The sequence below is a fragment of the Streptomyces sp. AM25 genome, assembly GCF_058146165.1.
Map to the genome: position 1 here is coordinate 58,890 of NZ_JBKIWN010000018.1, position 15,861 is coordinate 74,750.

Annotated in this window: 14 protein-coding genes and 1 pseudogene; 3 read left to right on the forward strand and 12 right to left on the reverse strand. The window is 74.4% G+C overall.

Annotated elements, in window-relative coordinates; translation table 11 throughout:
* Positions 1-352 precede the first annotated feature (352 nt).
* Together ACLHRZ_RS24630 and ACLHRZ_RS24635 are read left to right on the forward strand one after the other, a co-directional pair.
* Positions 353-727: pseudogene (locus tag ACLHRZ_RS24630) on the forward strand (L,D-transpeptidase); the annotation flags it as partial.
* Between the two features lie 390 nt (positions 728-1,117).
* Entirely contained in the window at positions 1,118-1,978 is an 861-nt protein-coding gene (locus tag ACLHRZ_RS24635; protein WP_490420676.1) for an isocitrate lyase/PEP mutase family protein, read from the forward strand.
* Between the two features lie 62 nt (positions 1,979-2,040).
* Here ACLHRZ_RS24635 and ACLHRZ_RS24640 read toward each other — a convergent pair whose 3' ends face one another.
* The 5 genes from ACLHRZ_RS24640 to ACLHRZ_RS24660 form a co-directional block, all read right to left on the reverse strand.
* Positions 2,041-3,270, reverse strand: coding sequence for an FUSC family protein (locus ACLHRZ_RS24640; RefSeq protein WP_490420677.1), 1,230 nt, complete (start codon positions 3,268-3,270; stop codon positions 2,041-2,043).
* Positions 3,271-3,354: 84 nt separating this feature from the next.
* A complete protein-coding gene (locus ACLHRZ_RS24645; RefSeq protein WP_490420678.1) occupies positions 3,355-4,179 on the reverse strand; it encodes an ABC transporter permease subunit in 825 nt (274 codons plus the stop codon).
* On the reverse strand, positions 4,176-5,090 hold the full coding sequence (locus tag ACLHRZ_RS24650) for an ABC transporter ATP-binding protein (RefSeq protein WP_490420679.1): 915 nt from the start codon (positions 5,088-5,090) through the stop codon (positions 4,176-4,178). The genes ACLHRZ_RS24645 and ACLHRZ_RS24650 overlap by 4 nt, the downstream gene beginning before the upstream one ends.
* Before the next feature lie 43 nt (positions 5,091-5,133).
* Positions 5,134-6,159: a zinc-binding alcohol dehydrogenase family protein gene (locus ACLHRZ_RS24655; RefSeq protein WP_490420680.1), complete on the reverse strand. Its 1,026-nt coding sequence runs from the start codon at positions 6,157-6,159 to the stop codon at positions 5,134-5,136.
* A gap of 15 nt (positions 6,160-6,174) precedes the next feature.
* On the reverse strand, positions 6,175-6,795 hold the full coding sequence (locus ACLHRZ_RS24660; protein WP_490420681.1) for an Rv1733c family protein: 621 nt from the start codon (positions 6,793-6,795) through the stop codon (positions 6,175-6,177).
* Positions 6,796-6,966: 171 nt separating this feature from the next.
* On the opposite strand from ACLHRZ_RS24660, the gene ACLHRZ_RS24665 reads away from it, so the two are divergent.
* Positions 6,967-7,842 carry a universal stress protein gene (locus tag ACLHRZ_RS24665; RefSeq protein WP_490420682.1) on the forward strand — a complete coding sequence of 292 codons (876 nt, stop codon included), beginning with the start codon at positions 6,967-6,969 and terminating at the stop codon, positions 7,840-7,842.
* Positions 7,843-7,864: 22 nt separating this feature from the next.
* On the opposite strand, the gene ACLHRZ_RS24670 is transcribed toward ACLHRZ_RS24665, so the two are convergent.
* From ACLHRZ_RS24670 to ACLHRZ_RS24700, 7 genes are all read right to left on the reverse strand, one after another.
* The gene (locus ACLHRZ_RS24670) at positions 7,865-9,379 is read right to left on the reverse strand and encodes a hydrogenase large subunit (protein ID WP_490420683.1); all 1,515 of its coding nucleotides are present in this window, start codon (positions 9,377-9,379) and stop codon (positions 7,865-7,867) included.
* A 3-nt stretch (positions 9,380-9,382) separates the two neighbouring features.
* Positions 9,383-10,879, reverse strand: a complete 1,497-nt coding sequence (locus ACLHRZ_RS24675; RefSeq protein WP_490420684.1) for a proton-conducting transporter transmembrane domain-containing protein — start codon at positions 10,877-10,879, stop codon at positions 9,383-9,385.
* Positions 10,879-11,586 (reverse strand): hypothetical protein, encoded by a 708-nt coding sequence (locus ACLHRZ_RS24680; RefSeq protein ID WP_490420685.1) that lies wholly within the window; start codon positions 11,584-11,586, stop codon positions 10,879-10,881. The genes ACLHRZ_RS24675 and ACLHRZ_RS24680 overlap by 1 nt, the downstream gene beginning before the upstream one ends.
* 7 nt (positions 11,587-11,593) lie before the next feature.
* Positions 11,594-12,556: a respiratory chain complex I subunit 1 family protein gene (locus ACLHRZ_RS24685; RefSeq protein ID WP_490420686.1), complete on the reverse strand. Its 963-nt coding sequence runs from the start codon at positions 12,554-12,556 to the stop codon at positions 11,594-11,596.
* Positions 12,553-14,583 carry a proton-conducting transporter transmembrane domain-containing protein gene (locus tag ACLHRZ_RS24690; RefSeq protein ID WP_490420687.1) on the reverse strand — a complete coding sequence of 677 codons (2,031 nt, stop codon included), beginning with the start codon at positions 14,581-14,583 and terminating at the stop codon, positions 12,553-12,555. Before ACLHRZ_RS24690 ends, ACLHRZ_RS24685 begins: the two co-directional genes overlap by 4 nt.
* Positions 14,580-15,062, reverse strand: coding sequence for an NADH-quinone oxidoreductase subunit B family protein (locus ACLHRZ_RS24695; RefSeq protein ID WP_490420688.1), 483 nt, complete (start codon positions 15,060-15,062; stop codon positions 14,580-14,582). Before ACLHRZ_RS24695 ends, ACLHRZ_RS24690 begins: the two co-directional genes overlap by 4 nt.
* Before the next feature lie 142 nt (positions 15,063-15,204).
* Positions 15,205-15,813 (reverse strand): hypothetical protein, encoded by a 609-nt coding sequence (locus ACLHRZ_RS24700; protein WP_490420689.1) that lies wholly within the window; start codon positions 15,811-15,813, stop codon positions 15,205-15,207.
* Positions 15,814-15,861 lie beyond the last annotated feature (48 nt).

Sequence of the window (15,861 nt, forward strand, 5' to 3'; positions counted from 1 at the left end):
TGGCTGTGGCGTCATTGTCGTTCCGGGGCGTGGGTGGCGGTACTCGCGCCACCGCGCCGGTCCCGTAGATCGAGCGGCCCGAAGGCGCCGAGATGCCGCCGCTGCTGGTGCACCTCGGCGCGTACGCGCTTTCCCGCCGGGTGAACGGATGAACGGCGAACGGCCCGTGCGTTAGGGCGCGTTCACCGTTCTGTCGTACAACCTTCGAGCACTGTTCCCTGTCTCACCGTTCATGACAAGGAATCGGTGCACGACGGCCGGGCAGCGGCTGGGCGTCCTGCTGGGGGCGGCGGCACTGACCGTTCCCCTGACGGTGGCCGAGGGCGGCACCGCGCAGGCGGCGGTCGGCCCCAAGTGCCCCACGAACAAAGGGCGGATCGCCTGTGTCGACCTGACCCGGCAGGTCAGCTGGATACAGAACGGCAAGAAGACCGCCTACGGGCCCGTGCACATACGGTCGGGCCGGGTCGGCTATGTGACGCGCACCGGGCTGAAGAAGGTGTACTGGCGCGACCGGAACCACTGGTCGTCGATCTACCACGTCGGCATGCCCTACAGCCAGTTCTTCGACGGCGGGCAGGCCTTCCATGCCATCAGCGGCAGCGTCTGGGCGCCGCCCGGCTCGCACGGCTGCGTCAACATGCGTCCCAAGGACGCGAAGGCGTACTGGAACCTCCTCCGCACCGGGGACGCCGTATACATCTCCGGCCGTAAACCCGGCACTTGACGCCCGCTTTGTGCGTGTCCCCGGGCGGCGGCTGCTCGTTGCGCCCGGCATGGGGAGTGATGGCAGAGGGCGCATGGTTCCGGACAGCTTGCGGCGGCGGGTGGGGCCCTCGTCGCCGCTGCTCCGCAAGTGTCCGCAAGGCTGGGGGGCTTGTCGCGATCGGCGTGAATACAGCGCAACGCTATGGGTTTTACGCGGTCGCTATTGTTTCATTGCCAAAGCTTTGACTAGCCTCCGGGAATACACCCCAGCACCCCCGGGGTGCGCGCCCTCGCACGACGGCACGCACCCCCGGGCTCCTCTAGTTCACCGACATCACCGCACCGGTCAACAGCTTGGCGGCGGAAACCGGCGTGACGTGCCGGTGAACTCCAGTCTTCGGAGGGTACCGTGAATCACCCCGCTCGACTACGTACTGCCATAGCCGCGGACGGCACGACTCCGCTCATCGGCGTCTTCGACATGCTCTCGGCCTCGGTGTCCGCCCAGCACTACGACGGCATGTTCATCTCCGGCTTCGGCTTCGCCGCCTCGCACTACGGCCTGCCCGACATCGGATTCATCGCCTGGCCCGACATCGTCGCCTTCGTCCAGCGGCTGCGGCTGGCCTTCCCCCAGCAGCACCTGCTCGTCGACATCGACGACGGCTACGTCGACCCCGAGACCGCCTGCCACACCGTGCAGCACCTCGAGGCCATCGGGGCCTCCGGCGTGATCCTGGAGGACCAGAAGCGCCCCCGCCGCTGCGGGCACGTGGACGGCAAGCAGATCCTGCCGCTGGAGGAGTACCTCGAGAAGCTCCACATGGTGCTCGAGGCCCGCCGCGACCTCGTCGTCGTCGCCCGCACCGACGCCACGGAGGAGTCCGAGATCCTGCGCCGCGCCAAGGCGCTCGCGGCCACGGACGCCGACGTCGTCCTGGTCGACGGCGTCCGCAGCGTGGACTGGATCCGCAAGGTCCGCGACGTCATCGGCGACAAGCCGCTGCTGTTCAACCAGATCGCAGGCGGCAAGTCGCCCCGGCTGTCGCTGCCCGAACTGACCGAACTCGGCGTGGACGTGGCCATCTACAGCACGCCGTGCCTGTTCGCCGCGCAGTCCGCGATGGACGCGGCGATGATCCGGCTCAAGGCGGACGACGGCAGGCTCCCGGAGTTCACCTCCTCCAGCATCGGCGTCGCCGAATGCCTGGGCCTGCTGGAGAAGAACATCAGCCGCAACCACGGCCGCGAGGCCGCCGCCCTCGCCTGAGGCTCCCATCGGTACACCGCCCTGCCGGGACGCCCCTCGTCCCGGCAGGGCCCGCCCGTGACTCAACCCCCGCCGCTGCTCCGCCAGCCGTAGCGGCTGCTGCGCAGCCGGCGCCTGATCGCGCTCACCACCGGGTGCTTGTCGTGCTGTTCGCGCGAGTGCCGGTCCAGCTCCTCCACCAGCCGCTCGGACCGCTTCTCCACGTCCAGCTCGTCCAGGATCCGGTCGATCTCGGCCAGCAGCGCACCGTGCAGCTGCCACTGGCGCGGATGCTCCTGCACCCGCACCAGCAGCAGGTCGGCCGCCCGGTCGCGGCTGCTGCGCCCGGCGGTCAGCTCGCGGGCGAACCGGGCCTCGGCCTCCTCGGCGCTGCGTCGCACCTGAGTGGTGATCAGCACCGCGAAGCTCTCGACGGCCCGGGCGAGATGACCGAACACCTCCTCCAGGGCGGCGGCCACGTCCGCCGGGAACAACGGTTCGTCCCTGCGCTCCTTGGCGAGGTCGGTGAGTGTACGGGCCGACACCCGCAGCACCACGGCGGCGATCTCCAGGGCGTCCAGCCCCGTCCGCAGCACCACGCGGAACAACAGCCCTTCCTTGACCCGGGGGTTGAGCCGCAGGCTGTCCTCGGCCTGCCGGAGCGAGGCGTCCACCTGCACGATGTCGTGGTCCAGGCGCCGCGCCGCGTGCAGCCGGGCCGCGGCCTCCTCGACGGGCATGTGCCCGCTGATCTCTCGCCCGATGTCCAGCAGCAGGTCCCGCATGCGCCGGGCCAGCTCCTCGATGGCCTCGCCCGCCGGCTGCACCCACACCGGCGGCACGAGCACGAAGTCGAACAGCAGGCCCACGACCGCGCCGATCAGCGTCTCCAGGACCCGGTCCCAGGCCGTCTGCGTCACCTGGGTGACGCCCAGCACCAGCATCGCGCTGATGGCCACCTCGGGGACGAACTCCCCCACCCGGACGAACCGCCCGATGACCAGGGAGGCCAGGATGATCAGCCCCAGGCTCCACCAGGTCAGGCCCACCAGCACGCTGAAGCCGATGGCGATCAGCACGCCCGCCACCACCGAGTTGACCCGGCGGATGCTCGTCGTGAGCGTCGAATAGAGCGTCACCTGGACGACGAGCAGCGCCGTCAGCGGCGCGGTCAGCGGCAGCGGCTCCCGGCTCAGCTGCAGCGCCACCACGTACGAGATCACGGCGGCCAGCGTGGAGCGCACCGCCTGGACGACCGCGGGCTCCCTGCCGCGCCGCACCAGGGTCGTCAGGGGATCGGGAAGCTCGCGCACACGGTGCCTCTTCCCGCTGCGCGGCGCACCGCAGTCGCCCCGCGCGCCGCGCCACCCGCCTGGTGGTAGCGCCCCGGAGGGCCGCTACGGCGCGAGGTCCCGGCGGTGCAGCAGGGCGAACGCCGCGGCGATCCCCGCCGCCCCGACCCCGCACAGCACGCCCAGCGAACCCCACGGAACGGCCGGGTGCGCCAGGATGTCGCCCGGCGTGTAGTAGTGGAAGGGGCTGACGTAGCGCAGCGGTGCCGCCTTCGGCCAGGCCAGGGCGACGAAGTTCAGGGCGAAGCCCACGGCGCCCAGGGCGATGGCCGCACCCAGGACGTGCGCCCGGCGCCGCGCCGCCGCCGAGACGGCCAGTGCCGGGCCCAGCAGACACAGTGTCAGCCCGCAGCCCAGCAGCCCCGCGATGAACACCCCGCGCAGCGGCACGTCGTGGTGCATGTCGGGCGAGAGGGCCACGCCCGCGGCGATGGTGAGCGTGGCCACCGCGTTGAGCACCAGGCCGACCAGCAGCGGCGCCGCCGTGCGTTCGGCCAGCAGCCTGGCCCGGGAGACCGGCCGGACGACCACGAGTTCGATCGTCCCGGACTCCACGTCGGCGGCCACCGCGGCCGCCGACAGCGAGGCGACGGCCGTCACCTGCAGGGCGATCCAGAACGGGTGGGTCAGCCCCGCGCCGAGCAGTCCCGGGTAACTGCCGATCGACACGCTGCCGGTGGAGCCGGAGAACGCCTTGAACGCGCTCGGCGGGGTCCGTCCTTCGCCGCCGCCGAACACCTGCCCGTGCGGCACGGTGCCGGCGATCACCACGATGAGCAGTTCGAAGACCGCCATGCCGAGCACCAGCGCCGTCAGCATCCGGCGCCGCCGGTGCAGGGCCAGCCACAGCAGCGGGAAACGGTCCCTCATGCCTCCTCCACGGGGGTCCGGTAGAGGTCCAGGAAGGCCTCGTCCAACCCCGCCTCCTCGACGGTCAGATCCGCCACCGGCAGCGCGAGCAGCCCGCGCAGGGCGTCCACCACCTCGTGCGGCGGCACCAGCAGCTCGGCCCGGTTCCCGGTCCACCGCGGCGCCCAGCGCTCCGCCCCCGGGAGCGGCCGTTGCCCCTGCCCGTCGGCGAAGGCCAGCCGCACCCTGCGGGCCCGTGCCCGGCGCAGCTCCGCCACCGACTGCACCGTGACCAGCCGCCCCTGCCGCACGATCGCCACCCGGCCGCAGGTCCGCTGCACCTCCGGCAGCACGTGGCTGGAGAGCAGCACCGTGCGCCCGGCCGCCGCGGCCTCGGCCAGCAGTTCGTAGAAGGTCTCCTGCACCAGCGGGTCGAGCCCCTCGGTCGGCTCGTCCAGCACCACCAGCTCCGGGTCGTGCTGCAGCGCCTGCACCAGGCCGAGCTTCTGCTTCATCCCGCGCGAGTACGCGCCGACCGTGCGCGCGAGGTCCGCGGCCGTGAGCCCCAGCCGCTCGCACAGTTCCGCCCGGCGCGGCGACGGTGCCCCCTGCAGGCTCGCCAGCAGGTCCAGCGTCCGTGCCCCTGTGAGTTCGGGGTAGAAGCGCAGTTCGCCCGGGACGTAGCCGAGGCGGGGTGCCACCTCGCGGTGCCCGGCCACCGGGTCGTGGCCGAGCAGCCGCACACTGCCCGAGGTCGGCCTGAGCAGTCCGACCAGGCAGCGGAGGGTGGTGGTCTTGCCCGCCCCGTTGGGCCCCAGGAAGCCGAAGACCTCGCCCGCGCCGACGCTGATGTCGAGGTCCTCGACGCCGGTGGTGCGGCCGTAGCGCTTGGTCAGGGAGCGGATCTCGATGGCGGCTCCGGGATCGCGCACACGGCACCTCCTCCTCTTCTCACCACCCTTCCTACCCGCAGTGTCAGTCGGCGATCAGCACGCCGACCCCGGTCATGCGGTCGGCCGCCAGATCCGCCAGCGCCTCGTCGGCCCGGCTCATCGGATAGCGCTGTACGTGGACGACGGGCCGGTGCCGGGCCGCCTCGGCGAGGTAGGCGCGGCCGTCCGCGCGGGTGTTGGCGGTGACGCTGCGCAGGGTGCGCTCCTGGAAGAGGTGGTCCTGGTAGACCAGCGGCGGAACGTCCGTGAGGTGGATGCCTGCCACGGACAGCGTGCCGCCGCGGTCCAGGGCCGCCAGGGCGACCGGGACGAGGTCGCCGACCGGGGCGAACAGGATCGCCGCGTCGAGCGGTTCGGGCGGGGCGTCGTAGGCGCCGCGCGCCGATGCCGCGCCCAGGTCGAGGGCCAGGCGCTGTGCGGCCGGGGCGCGGGTGAGGACGTGGACGGTGGCGCCCCGGGCGATGGCCAGCTGGGCCGTCAGATGGGCGGAGGCGCCGAAGCCGTAGATGCCGAGCCTGCCGCCGGGCGGCAGCTCGGCGCGCTGCAGGGCGCGGTAGCCGATGATGCCCGCGCACAGCAGGGGCGCCAGCTCCTCGTCGGGCAGTCCCTCGGGCAGGAGGTAGGCGAACCGGGAGTCGACGACGGTGTGTTCCGCGTAGCCGCCGTGCAGGTCCCAGCCGGTGTACCGCGACTGCGGGCAGAGGTTCTCGCGCCCGGAGCGGCAGTACGGGCAGGCGCCGCAGGTCTGCGCCAGCCACGCCGCGCCCACCCGGCTGCCGGGAGCGAAGCCCTGCGCCTGCGGTCCGGCGGCCAGGACCCGGCCGACGACCTCGTGGCCGGGCGTGCAGCGGGGCACGTGTGGCGAGAGGTCCCCCTCGGCGAGGTGCAGGTCGGTGCGGCACACGCCGCACGCGTGCACGTCGATCAGCAGATCGGCCGGCCCGAGCGGCGGCAGGGTGCGCTGCACATGGCGCAGCGGATGTTCCGCGGCGGGGGCGGTGCGGTCGACGACCCAGGCCGTGGTCAGGAGGTCACCGGGCGGTGTCATGGCCGTCGCCTCCGCTCAACTGCTCGGTCCCCTGGACCACTTGGGTTCCAGTTCGCTCCACTCCGCCTCCCACTGTGCGTAGCGCCTGCGGTCCAGCGCGGCCGCGACGGCGGCCCGGGCGCCGAGGGAGAGCACGGCCAGGGCGCTCGCCGCCATGCCGCCGGCCACCCAGCCGGTCAGCAGCGCGGACTCCACCGGCATCGGGGGGTCGGTGACGGATCCGCTGCGGTCGACCCAGATGCGCACGGAGGCGCCCGCGGGCGTCGTCGCGGCGACCTTGGCGATGCCCGTGTGCTGGTGGCCGGCCGCGTCGGTCCAGGAGACGGGGGCGTCGTCCAGGCGGACGCCGGTCACCGAGAGGGACTGCGGGGTGCCCTGGGGGTGGGCCGTCAGCCGGCCCGTGACCTGGTGCCGCTCCGCCGCCTGTGCCCGGACGGTGTGCAGCTGGGCGTCGTACACCGCCCTGCCCACCGCGGGCGCCGCCGTGGGGAGGGCGAGCAGGAGGAGCGCGGTCAGACAGGCGTTGAGCCGGGCCTGCAGCCGGTCGGAGGGTCGTCGCAGGGCGTCGTCGCCCTCGCCCGGGCCGTGGCCGAGGGGACCGGACCCGGGTGTGCTGTGCCTGCCTCGCAGGTTCATGTGGTGCCTCCCTGAGCCCGGCGCAGCGGTCTTCCCTCCATGGTCGGGGCAGACGCGCGTGGCGTCACGGGGAACGCAGTGCCCTCTTGCCCGCCGCAGGCCGACACTGGAAGCAGGGCGGCGGCCGTGCGCCGCACAGGAGCCACCGCGGACCGGACGGAGGCGGAAGCCATGGAACCGGCACCCATCACCGTAGGACTGGACGGTTCGCCCGAGAGCCTGGCGGCCGCACACTGGGCGGCCGGCGAGGCCGACCGGCGCGGGGCGGCCCTGCGCCTGCTGCACGCCTGGATCCTGCTGGTGGCGCAGCCGCGCAGCCCCGCCCGCGAGGACGACCAGGACTACTGGGCGAAACGCCTGGTGCACGCCGCGCACACCGAGGTCCGGGAGCGCTTCCCCAGTCTGCAGATCGTCGACGAACTGGTGGCCGGCGATCCCGCGACGGCCCTGCTGAGGGCCGCGGCGGAGTCGACGATGACCGTCCTCGGCTCCCGCGGGCTGGACCGCGTCTCGAGCTTCTTCCTGGGCGACGTGGCCCTGCACGTCGCGGGCCGGGCCGAGCGCCCGGTGGTGCTGGTGCGCGCCGGGGCACGGGAGGAGGGCCCGGCGCCCGCGCACGGGGGCGGCGTGGTCGTCGGGGCCGGTCTGCACGGCCCGGGCGGCGACGAGGTGCTCGCCTTCGCGTTCGGCGTGGCGGCCGGGCGCGGGGTTCCTCTGACGGCCCTGCACGGATTGTCCCTGCCGGTGCAGGCCTATGCGCCGTGGGGCGTCGACCCCGATGTGGCCGAGGAGCTCGGCCACGACGCCCGGCAGCAGCTGGCGGCCGCGCTGCGCCCCTGGCGCGCGAGATACCCCGACCTGTCGGCGACCGGCACGATCCGGCTGGAGAGCCCGGCCCGCGCAGTGGTCCAGGCGGCGGAGGGCGCCGACCTGGTGGTGGTCGGCCGGCGCAGACACCGTGCGGCGCTGACGCCCCGCCTGGGTGCGGTGGTCCAGGCGTGCGTGCACCACGCGTCCTGCCCGGTCGCCGTGGTCTCGCACGACTGACCGGCCCGCGACCGGACGATCGTCAGAGGTCGTTGCCCGCATAGGACAGGTTGAAGCTCTTGTTGGTCAGGGGGAAGTCGGGGACGATCGTGTCCGCGAGCGCCACCGGCAGGGCGGGCCAGTTGAAGAACGACGGGTCCACCGGCTTCACCCGGGTCAGCGTGCCGTCGGCGGCGACCTCGGCGCGGGTGGCGATGGTGCCGCGCCAGCCCTCGACGATCCCCACGCCGGACCCCGCGGGCCGGGCGCCCGGGTAGGGGTCGTGCACGGACAGGCCCGGATGCAGCCCCGCGGCCAGGTGCACGATCACGTCGACGGAGGCGTCGATCTCCTCGGCCCGCACCAGGAACCGGGCCAGCACGTCGCCCGCGGAGTGCACGGGCACGGCGGGCGGTGCGGCCTCCTCGTGGAAGGGGTGGGCGGTGCGGGCGTCGGCGGGCAGGCCGCTGGCCCGGGCCACGCAGCCCAGGCAGCCGAGGTCGCGGGCGGCCTGCGCGGGGAGCCGGGCCGTGCCGGTGAAGCGGTCGCGGACCCCTCCGTGGCCCAGGGCCAGGTCGGCGATCTCCCGGATGTCGTTGCGGATCGCCCGCATCCGCGCGGGTTCCGGCACGGCCCGCAGCCGGGCGCCGCCCGGCAGTACGGCGCCGCGCAGCAGCCGGTGCCCGGTGACCTGCTGGTTGAGGCGCAGCAGGGTCTCGCGGACGCGCAGGGCCTGGGAGTTGAGCACGGAGTGGCCGACGTCGTTGCACAGCGCGCCGAGGTCGGCGACGTGGTTGTGCAGGCGTTCGAGCTCCAGCAGCAGCGCGCGGGCCCGCTGCGCGGCGCGCGGGGCCCGGATGCCGGCGGCCTCCTCGACGGCGAGGCAGTAGGCGAGGGCGTGCCCGACGGAGGTGTCGCCGCTGATGCGCTCGGCCAGCGCCAGGCCGCCTGCCAGGTCGCGGCCCTGAAAGAGCTTCTCGATGCCCTTGTGGACGAACCACAGCCGGGCCTTGAGCTTGAGGATCGTCTCGCCGACGACGGAGAAGCGGAAGTGGCCCGGCTCGATGAGCCCGGCGTGCACGGGGCCGACCGGGATCTCGTAGACGCCGTCGCCCTCGACCTCCAGGAAGGGGTACGGCCCTTCGGGCTCGCCGAACTCCGGCGGGGGGCCGGCGTCGGGGCACATCGGGTACCAGCCCTTGGGCCAGTGGAAGTGCCGCACCAGGCGCCGGGGGAGCGGGTGGTCCAGGGGGACGACCCCGTGCAGGTCCCGCATCTCGCGCTCGAAGCGGCCGGCGGGAAAGGACAGCGGTGCCAGGGAGGGCACTTCGGGGCGCTCCGGGTCCAGGCGGACGTGCAGTTCGGTGCGCACGTCCGGCGGGCCCGCCACGAAGAGGTAGACCACGCGCACGGCCCGGCCGCCCGGCGCCGCCTCGTCGTCGTGGTGGGCGGCGACCAGGGCGAGCCGGTGGCCCTCGCGCAGCAAGGAGCCTGCCCGGTGGGCGAGTTCGCCGGGGCCGATGTCGGTGATCGCGCGGGGCGCGGAGAGGGATCGCAACGGTCAGGGCCTTCCCGGGAGCGCGGCGGCGGACAGCAGGTCGGTCAGCGGCCCCGCGGCCACTCCCAGGGCGGCACAGGCGGCCAGCCCCAGGAAGAGCGGCAGCCCGGCGGCCGGGCCCAGCCGCACCGGCACGGCCGGGGTGCCGGGGGCGAGCCGGGCGGGCCCGAGCAGCATGGAGGCGGTGCGCACGGCGAGCGCGGCGAAGGCCGTCAGCACCAGGAGCAGCACGACGGCCGCCGCCCAGCCGAAGCGGGCGGCGAACGCGGCCCGGGCCAGGGCGAGTTCGGAGGCGAACAGGCCGGACGGCGGCAGGGCCAGCAGCGCCAGCACGGACAGCCCGAAGGCGGTGCCGAGCCCGGGGGCGCGGGCCAGCAGCCCGCGGACCCGGCCGATCCGGGTGGTGCCGCGCAGCTGCAGCACGTGCCCCGAGGCGCAGAAGGCCACGGTCTTGGCCAGCCCGTGCCCGGCGATGTGCAGCAGCGCGGCGGACATCGCGAGCGGGGTGCCGACGGCGGCGCCCAGCGCGATCAGGCTCATGTGCTCCATGCTCGAATACGCCAGCATCCGCTTGTAGTCGCGCTGGGCGAGCAGCAGCGCGACCGCAAGGGCCAGGGTCAGCAGGGCCGTTGCGGCCAGCAGCGTCCGGGTGTAGCCGGGGCCGAGCACCAGGTCGGCGACGGCCTTGCAGCGCAGGACGGCGGTGAACGAGACCGACAGCAGCACCCCGGACATCAGCGCGGAGACCGGGGCCGGCGCCTGGCTGTGCGCGTCCGGCAGCCAGGCGTGCAGCGGCACCAGGCCCGCCTTGGCGCCGAACCCCAGGACCACCAGGGCGGTGGCGAGCCGGGTGACCGACGGGTCCAGCCGGTCCGCGTGCGCGACCAGCGCCGGCCAGTCCAGCGCCTGCGCCTCGGGGACCTGCGCGGCCCGCGCCGCGTAGTAGAGCAGCACGATGCCGAGGAAGGCCAGGGCGATCCCGGCCGAGCAGATCACCACGTACTTCCACGCGGCCTCGACGGAGGCGCGGGTGCGGCGGTGGCCGACGAGGAAGGCCGTGACGATCGTGGTGGCCTCGATGGCCACCCACAGCACCCCGAGGTTGGCCGCCAGCACCGCCGCGCACATCGCGCCCAGGAAGGCGTGCACCAGCACCTGGTAGCGGCGGGCCGTTGCCGCGTCCGCACGCCCGGCCGCGCGCTCGCCCGCCAGGTAGGCGGGGGCGGCGGCACCGGCCAGGGCCGCGACCGCGCCGACGACGAGGAGTATCCACACCGACAGCGCATCGGCGCGCAGCACGCCCCGGAAGGCGGTCGGCGGCGCCCCGCCGGCGAGCACCGCCCGGGCCAGGACGGCCCCCGCCGTGAGCACGGCGCAGGGAGAGAGCAGGCCCGTCCACGCGGACAGCGCGCGGCGGCGGAAGGCGGCGTGCACACCGGCGCAGGCCAGGGGGACGGCCACGGGGACGGCGAGCCAGACCTCAGAGGTGAGGGGGGTCATCAGTCGTGCAGCTCCCGCAGGTCGTCGATGTCCGTGGTGCCGAAGGCGGTCCGCATCCGGGTGGTGAGGATCTGCAGGACGAGCACGGCGAGCACCACGTCGAAGGAGACGCCCAGTTCGACGATCAGGGGGACGCCCGACGCGGCGAGGAACGCGGTGGCGGTGATGCCGTTGTCCAGCAGCAGGAAGCCCACCACCTGGGCCAGGGCCCGGCGGCGGGTGGAGAGCACGAAGAAGCCGATCAGCAGGACCGCCAGCCCGACCGGCAGCGCCCGGGTGGCCGGCGCGGGATCGATCAGGACCAGCGGCCGGGCCACGGCATAGGCCAGCAGCGTCAGCAGCGCCGCGGTCAGCAGCGAGGCGGCGACGTTGACCAGCGGCCGGGTCTCCCAGGCCTCGCTGACGTTCTCCACGTAGCGGTGCCCGGCCCCCGTCACGGGCGCGGGGACGAGCGAGGCCAGGGCGCGGCGCATCAGGTACGGCAGGACACCGGTGCGCAGCACGCCGATCCCGGCGGCGACGGCGATGAGTTCGCCGCGCGCCTCGTGCAGCCCGAGCAGGAACGGCAGCGCCGCCAGGGCGACGCCCTGCAGCGCGAACGTCCGGACGATCGCGGTGAGTTTGCGCTGCCACAGCACCACCACGGCCGCCAGCAGGAACGCCCCGCAGGCGAGGTCCAGGAGCTGGATGTACGTGCCTTCGCTCACGGCGCCCTCACTCTCCGCTCAGGAAGTACGAGGCCGTCACGGCCAGCAGCGCCAACAGGAAGGAGCCCGCGAGGAGTTCGGGGACCCGGAAGAGCCGCAGCTTCGCCCAGAACACCTCGCCCGCCGCCAGCGCCGCGCCGAGCAGCGCGGTCTTCGCGACGAACACGGCCAGGGCCACCGCCAGCGCCGCCCACGAGGGTCCGGTGGCGATGCCCCAGGGCGCGAAGACCGAGGTCAGCAGTCCCAGCAGCACCGTCAGCCGCATCTGGGCGCCGAGTTCGACCAGGGCCAGGTCCGGCCCGGCGTACTCCAGCACCATCGCCTCGTGCACCATGGTCAGTTCGAGGTGCGTGGCCGGGTTGTCCACCGGCAGCCGCCCGGTCTCGGCGAGCACCGCCACCGCGAGCGCCGCGGTGGCCAGCAGCCCGGCGGGCGAGGCGAGCCGGGCCGGCTGCTCGACGGCGCCCGCGACGATGGCCGGCAGGTTGGTCGACCGGGCCGGTATCGACAGCGCGAACACCGCGAGCAGGATGGTCGGTTCGACCAGGGCGGCGATCGTCATCTCCCGCGAGGCGCCCATGCCGCCGAACGCCGTGCCCGAGTCCAGCCCCGCCAGCGCGAGGGCCACGGTGCCCAGGGCGAGCAGGGCCACCACCAGGATCACGTCCGCGTTGCGGCCGACGGGGGTGTCCGTCGACAGGAACGGCACCAGCGCGGCCGTCACGGCCGTGGTGGCGACCAGCAGCGCCGGGGCGGCACGGAAGGCGGGGCCGGTGCCCACCGGCGTGATGGGCTCCTTGCGCAGCAGCTTGCGCAGATCGCGCCACGGCTGCGCGATCCCCGCACCCGCCCGCCCCTCCAGGCGTGCCCGTACCTGCCGCATCAGGCCCGCCAGCAGCGGCGCCCCGGCCGTCACGACCGCCACCTGCGCGGCCACCGCCGCGATGCCCGGACCGTTCACGCCGCTCACCAGCCCACCGCCAGGGCGAGAAGCACCGTCACCAGCCCGCAGAAGCCGTAGCCGACGTACAGGTGCGCACTGCCGTTCGCCAACCTCCGTGCCGCCGCGCCGACATGGGACAGCCCGGCCAGCACGGGACGGTACAGCCGGTGCTCCAGCCGGTCGGGAACCCGCTGCCGGTAACGCACCCGCTCGACCAGATAGGCCGATTCGCGCACCGGGGTGACGTCCACGTCCTGCTCGGGAGCCACCACGTCGTCGAACACCCGCTGCAGCGGCTCGGCGAACGAGGTCGCGGTGTACGCCATGCGCGGCGTCGGGGCCCCGCCCCCGCAGTCCCACAGCCGGGCACGGGTGCGCCGGGGCCGGCGCCGGACGAGCCGGGGCAGCCCGGCAGCCGCCGCCGTGGCGACCGTCAGCGCGGCGACCACCCACAGCGGCGACAACCGCGCGGCCACACCGTCCAGTTGCGCCTGGATGCCCGTACCCGTCAGCGAGGCCCCGTGCCGGAACCCGGCCACCGCCACCGCCCGGTCCAGCGCCGGGCCGAGCAGCCCGGGCACCAGCGCCAGGACCGCGCAGCACACGGCCAGCAGGCCCATGCCGGCCAGCATCGCGGGCGGGCTCTCGTGCGCCGCGGCCGCCCGGTCGCTGCGGGGCCGGGCGAAGAAGCCAACCCCCAGGGCCTTGACGAACACGGCGGCCGCCAGCCCGGCCGACAGGGCGATCACCGCGAACGCCAGCGGGAGCACGATCGAGGTGACCTCGCCCGGCACCGCCAGACCGTGGATCAGCGACTGCAGCAGCAGCCACTCGCCGACGAACCCGTTGCCCGGCGGCAGGGCCACCGCACCCAGCGCGCCCACCGCGAACAGCCCGGCCGTCAGCGGCATCCGGGCCCGCAGCCCGCCCATCCGGTCCAGATCCCGCAGCCCGCTCGCCCGCAGCACCGAGCCCGCCGCGCAGAACAACAGGGCCTTGAAAGCCGAGTGGTTGACCATGTGCAGCAGGGCTGCGGCCAGCGCGAGAGCCGCCAGTTCCTCGTGGTGCGCGTCGGCGAACAGCCCGGCCGCGCCCACCCCGATGAGCATCAAGCCCGCGTTCTCGCTCGTCGAATACGCGAGCAGGCGTTTGAGATCCGAGGCCATCGCCGCCTGCAGTATCCCGTACACCGCCGACAGCCCGCCCGCTCCGATCAGCGCCAGCCACCACCAGCGGGGCCCGCCGCCCAGGAGGTCGAAACCGACCCGGACGATGCCGTAGACCCCCAGGTGCACCATGGCCGCGCTCATCAACGCCGAGACGTGACTGGGCGCTTCGGGGTGGGCACGCGGCAGCCACACGTGCAGGGGCACCACGCCGGCCTTGGACGCGAACGCCACCGTCGTGAGGACGAACACCGTGCTGCGCACCCCGCCGGGCAGCCCCGCCGCACCCGCGCGCAGCTCCGCGAACGTCTGCCCGCCGGCCCCGGCAGCGAACCGGGCCAGCCCGGCCAGCAGCAGGACCAGGCCCAGGTGCGTCATCACCGCGTACCAGACCCCCGCCTCCCGCACCGCGGTGCGCTCGCGGTGCCCGGCGAGCACCAGCACGAGCGAGGCGAGCGCCATGAGCTCCCACAGCAGCAGGAACGCGGAAACCGACGCGGCCGCCGGGACCAGCAGCAGGGTCAGTGCGAACAGCGGAAGCACTGCCTGCACCCCGCGCGCGGACTCACCCGTCCCGCCCGGCCGGACGTATCCGGTGCCGTAGAGGGCGACGGCCGCGATCACGACTCCGGCGGTCGCCAGGAACGGGCCCGACAGCCCGTCCACCGCCAAGTGCAGCCCGGACAGCGGCAGGACGCCCGGCACGACGAGCGACCAGCGCACCCCGGCACAGGCGGCGATCCCGGCAGCGGCTCCCGCCGCCCCGGCGCCCGCCGTGCACACCCCGGCCAGGACCGTCCGCGCCCGGGGCCGGGGCAGCAGCCCGGCCAGCGCCCCGCAGCCGGCCAGTCCCGCGGCCGTGCCCAGGGCGGAACCGGCGGGGTTCACCGGCCGGTCACGGTGCGCAGGGCCGCCACGATCTCGTCCGGGGACGGCGGGCAGCCCCGCACCTTCAGGTCCACCGGCACCACGTCGCCGACGGCGCCCGCGACCCCGTACCCCCCGGCGAACTCGCCGCAGTCCAGGGCGCAGTCGCCCACCGCGACCACGACGCGGGGCTCGGGCATGGCGGCGAGGGTACGGCGCAGCGGCCCGTCCATGTTGCGGGTCACCGGCCCCGTCACCAGGGCCACGTCGGCGTGCCGCGGGGAGGCCACCAGCCGGGCGCCGTAGCGCTCGGCGTCGTACACCGGGCCGAAGGCGTTGCCGATCTCGATCTCGCATCCGTTGCACGAACCCGCGTCCACGCACCGCACCTGTGCCGACCCGCGCAACTCCCGGGCCACGGGCGGCGCGTCGCCCTGCGGCGCCGGAGGGGCGGGCCGGGCCACGCGGCCGGTGTCACGGATCTTTCGCAGCAGGCTCACCAGTACTCCTCGATCCCTGGCGTTCGTACCGCCTGTAACGGCACGACCCCTGCTGCGGGTGCGGGGCTTTTCCGGAATTTGGCCTACCGGGGAGGTGGGGGTGACGGAGCCGGGGTGGGACGCCTGCTGCGCGGGGGAGTCGTCAGTAGCCCCTTCCCATTCCCAGCAGAGCGCCGAGCAGCCCGGTCACCAGGGTCGAGGCCCCGCGCACCACGGTGCTCAGCGCCTGCACCAGCCCGCCCACCAGCCCCGTCACCTGCCCCAGCAGGCTCGAGCCGTCGCGCTCGTGTTCCCGCCCGCCGCTGCGCATCGCCTCGTGGTCCTGGGCGAGGCGGGCCGTGGCCGCGACCGCGTCCGTGGTCGCCTTGGCGACCGCATCGACGTCCGGGTGCTCGGCCGTGGACAGCCGGTCCAGTCCGGCCCGGGCCCGGCCCAGCTCTCCCAGGTGCTCCTGGAGCGCGGCGCACCGCCTGCGTTCCGGTTCGGCGTGCTGGATGCGGTTGTTGCACGCGGCTGCGGCCTCGTTGGACTCCTTGGTGATGCTGTTGGAGTCGAGGGCCTTCATCCCGTCGCCCGCGGCCGATCGCAGGGCCGCGGGCGACGGGACGGGGACGGAGTGCCGCGCCTCCGCCACGGGTCTGTGTGCCGCGGGCGCGCTGACGGCGGTGGCCGTGTAGTGCGCCGTGCCCAGGGCGAGCGCGCCGCACACGGTACTGGCCAGGAGGAACCGGGTTCTGCAGGAGGCACCCATCGACGTACTCCTTCGAGCGGAGGGATCTTTTCGATCACCCTCCGCCGG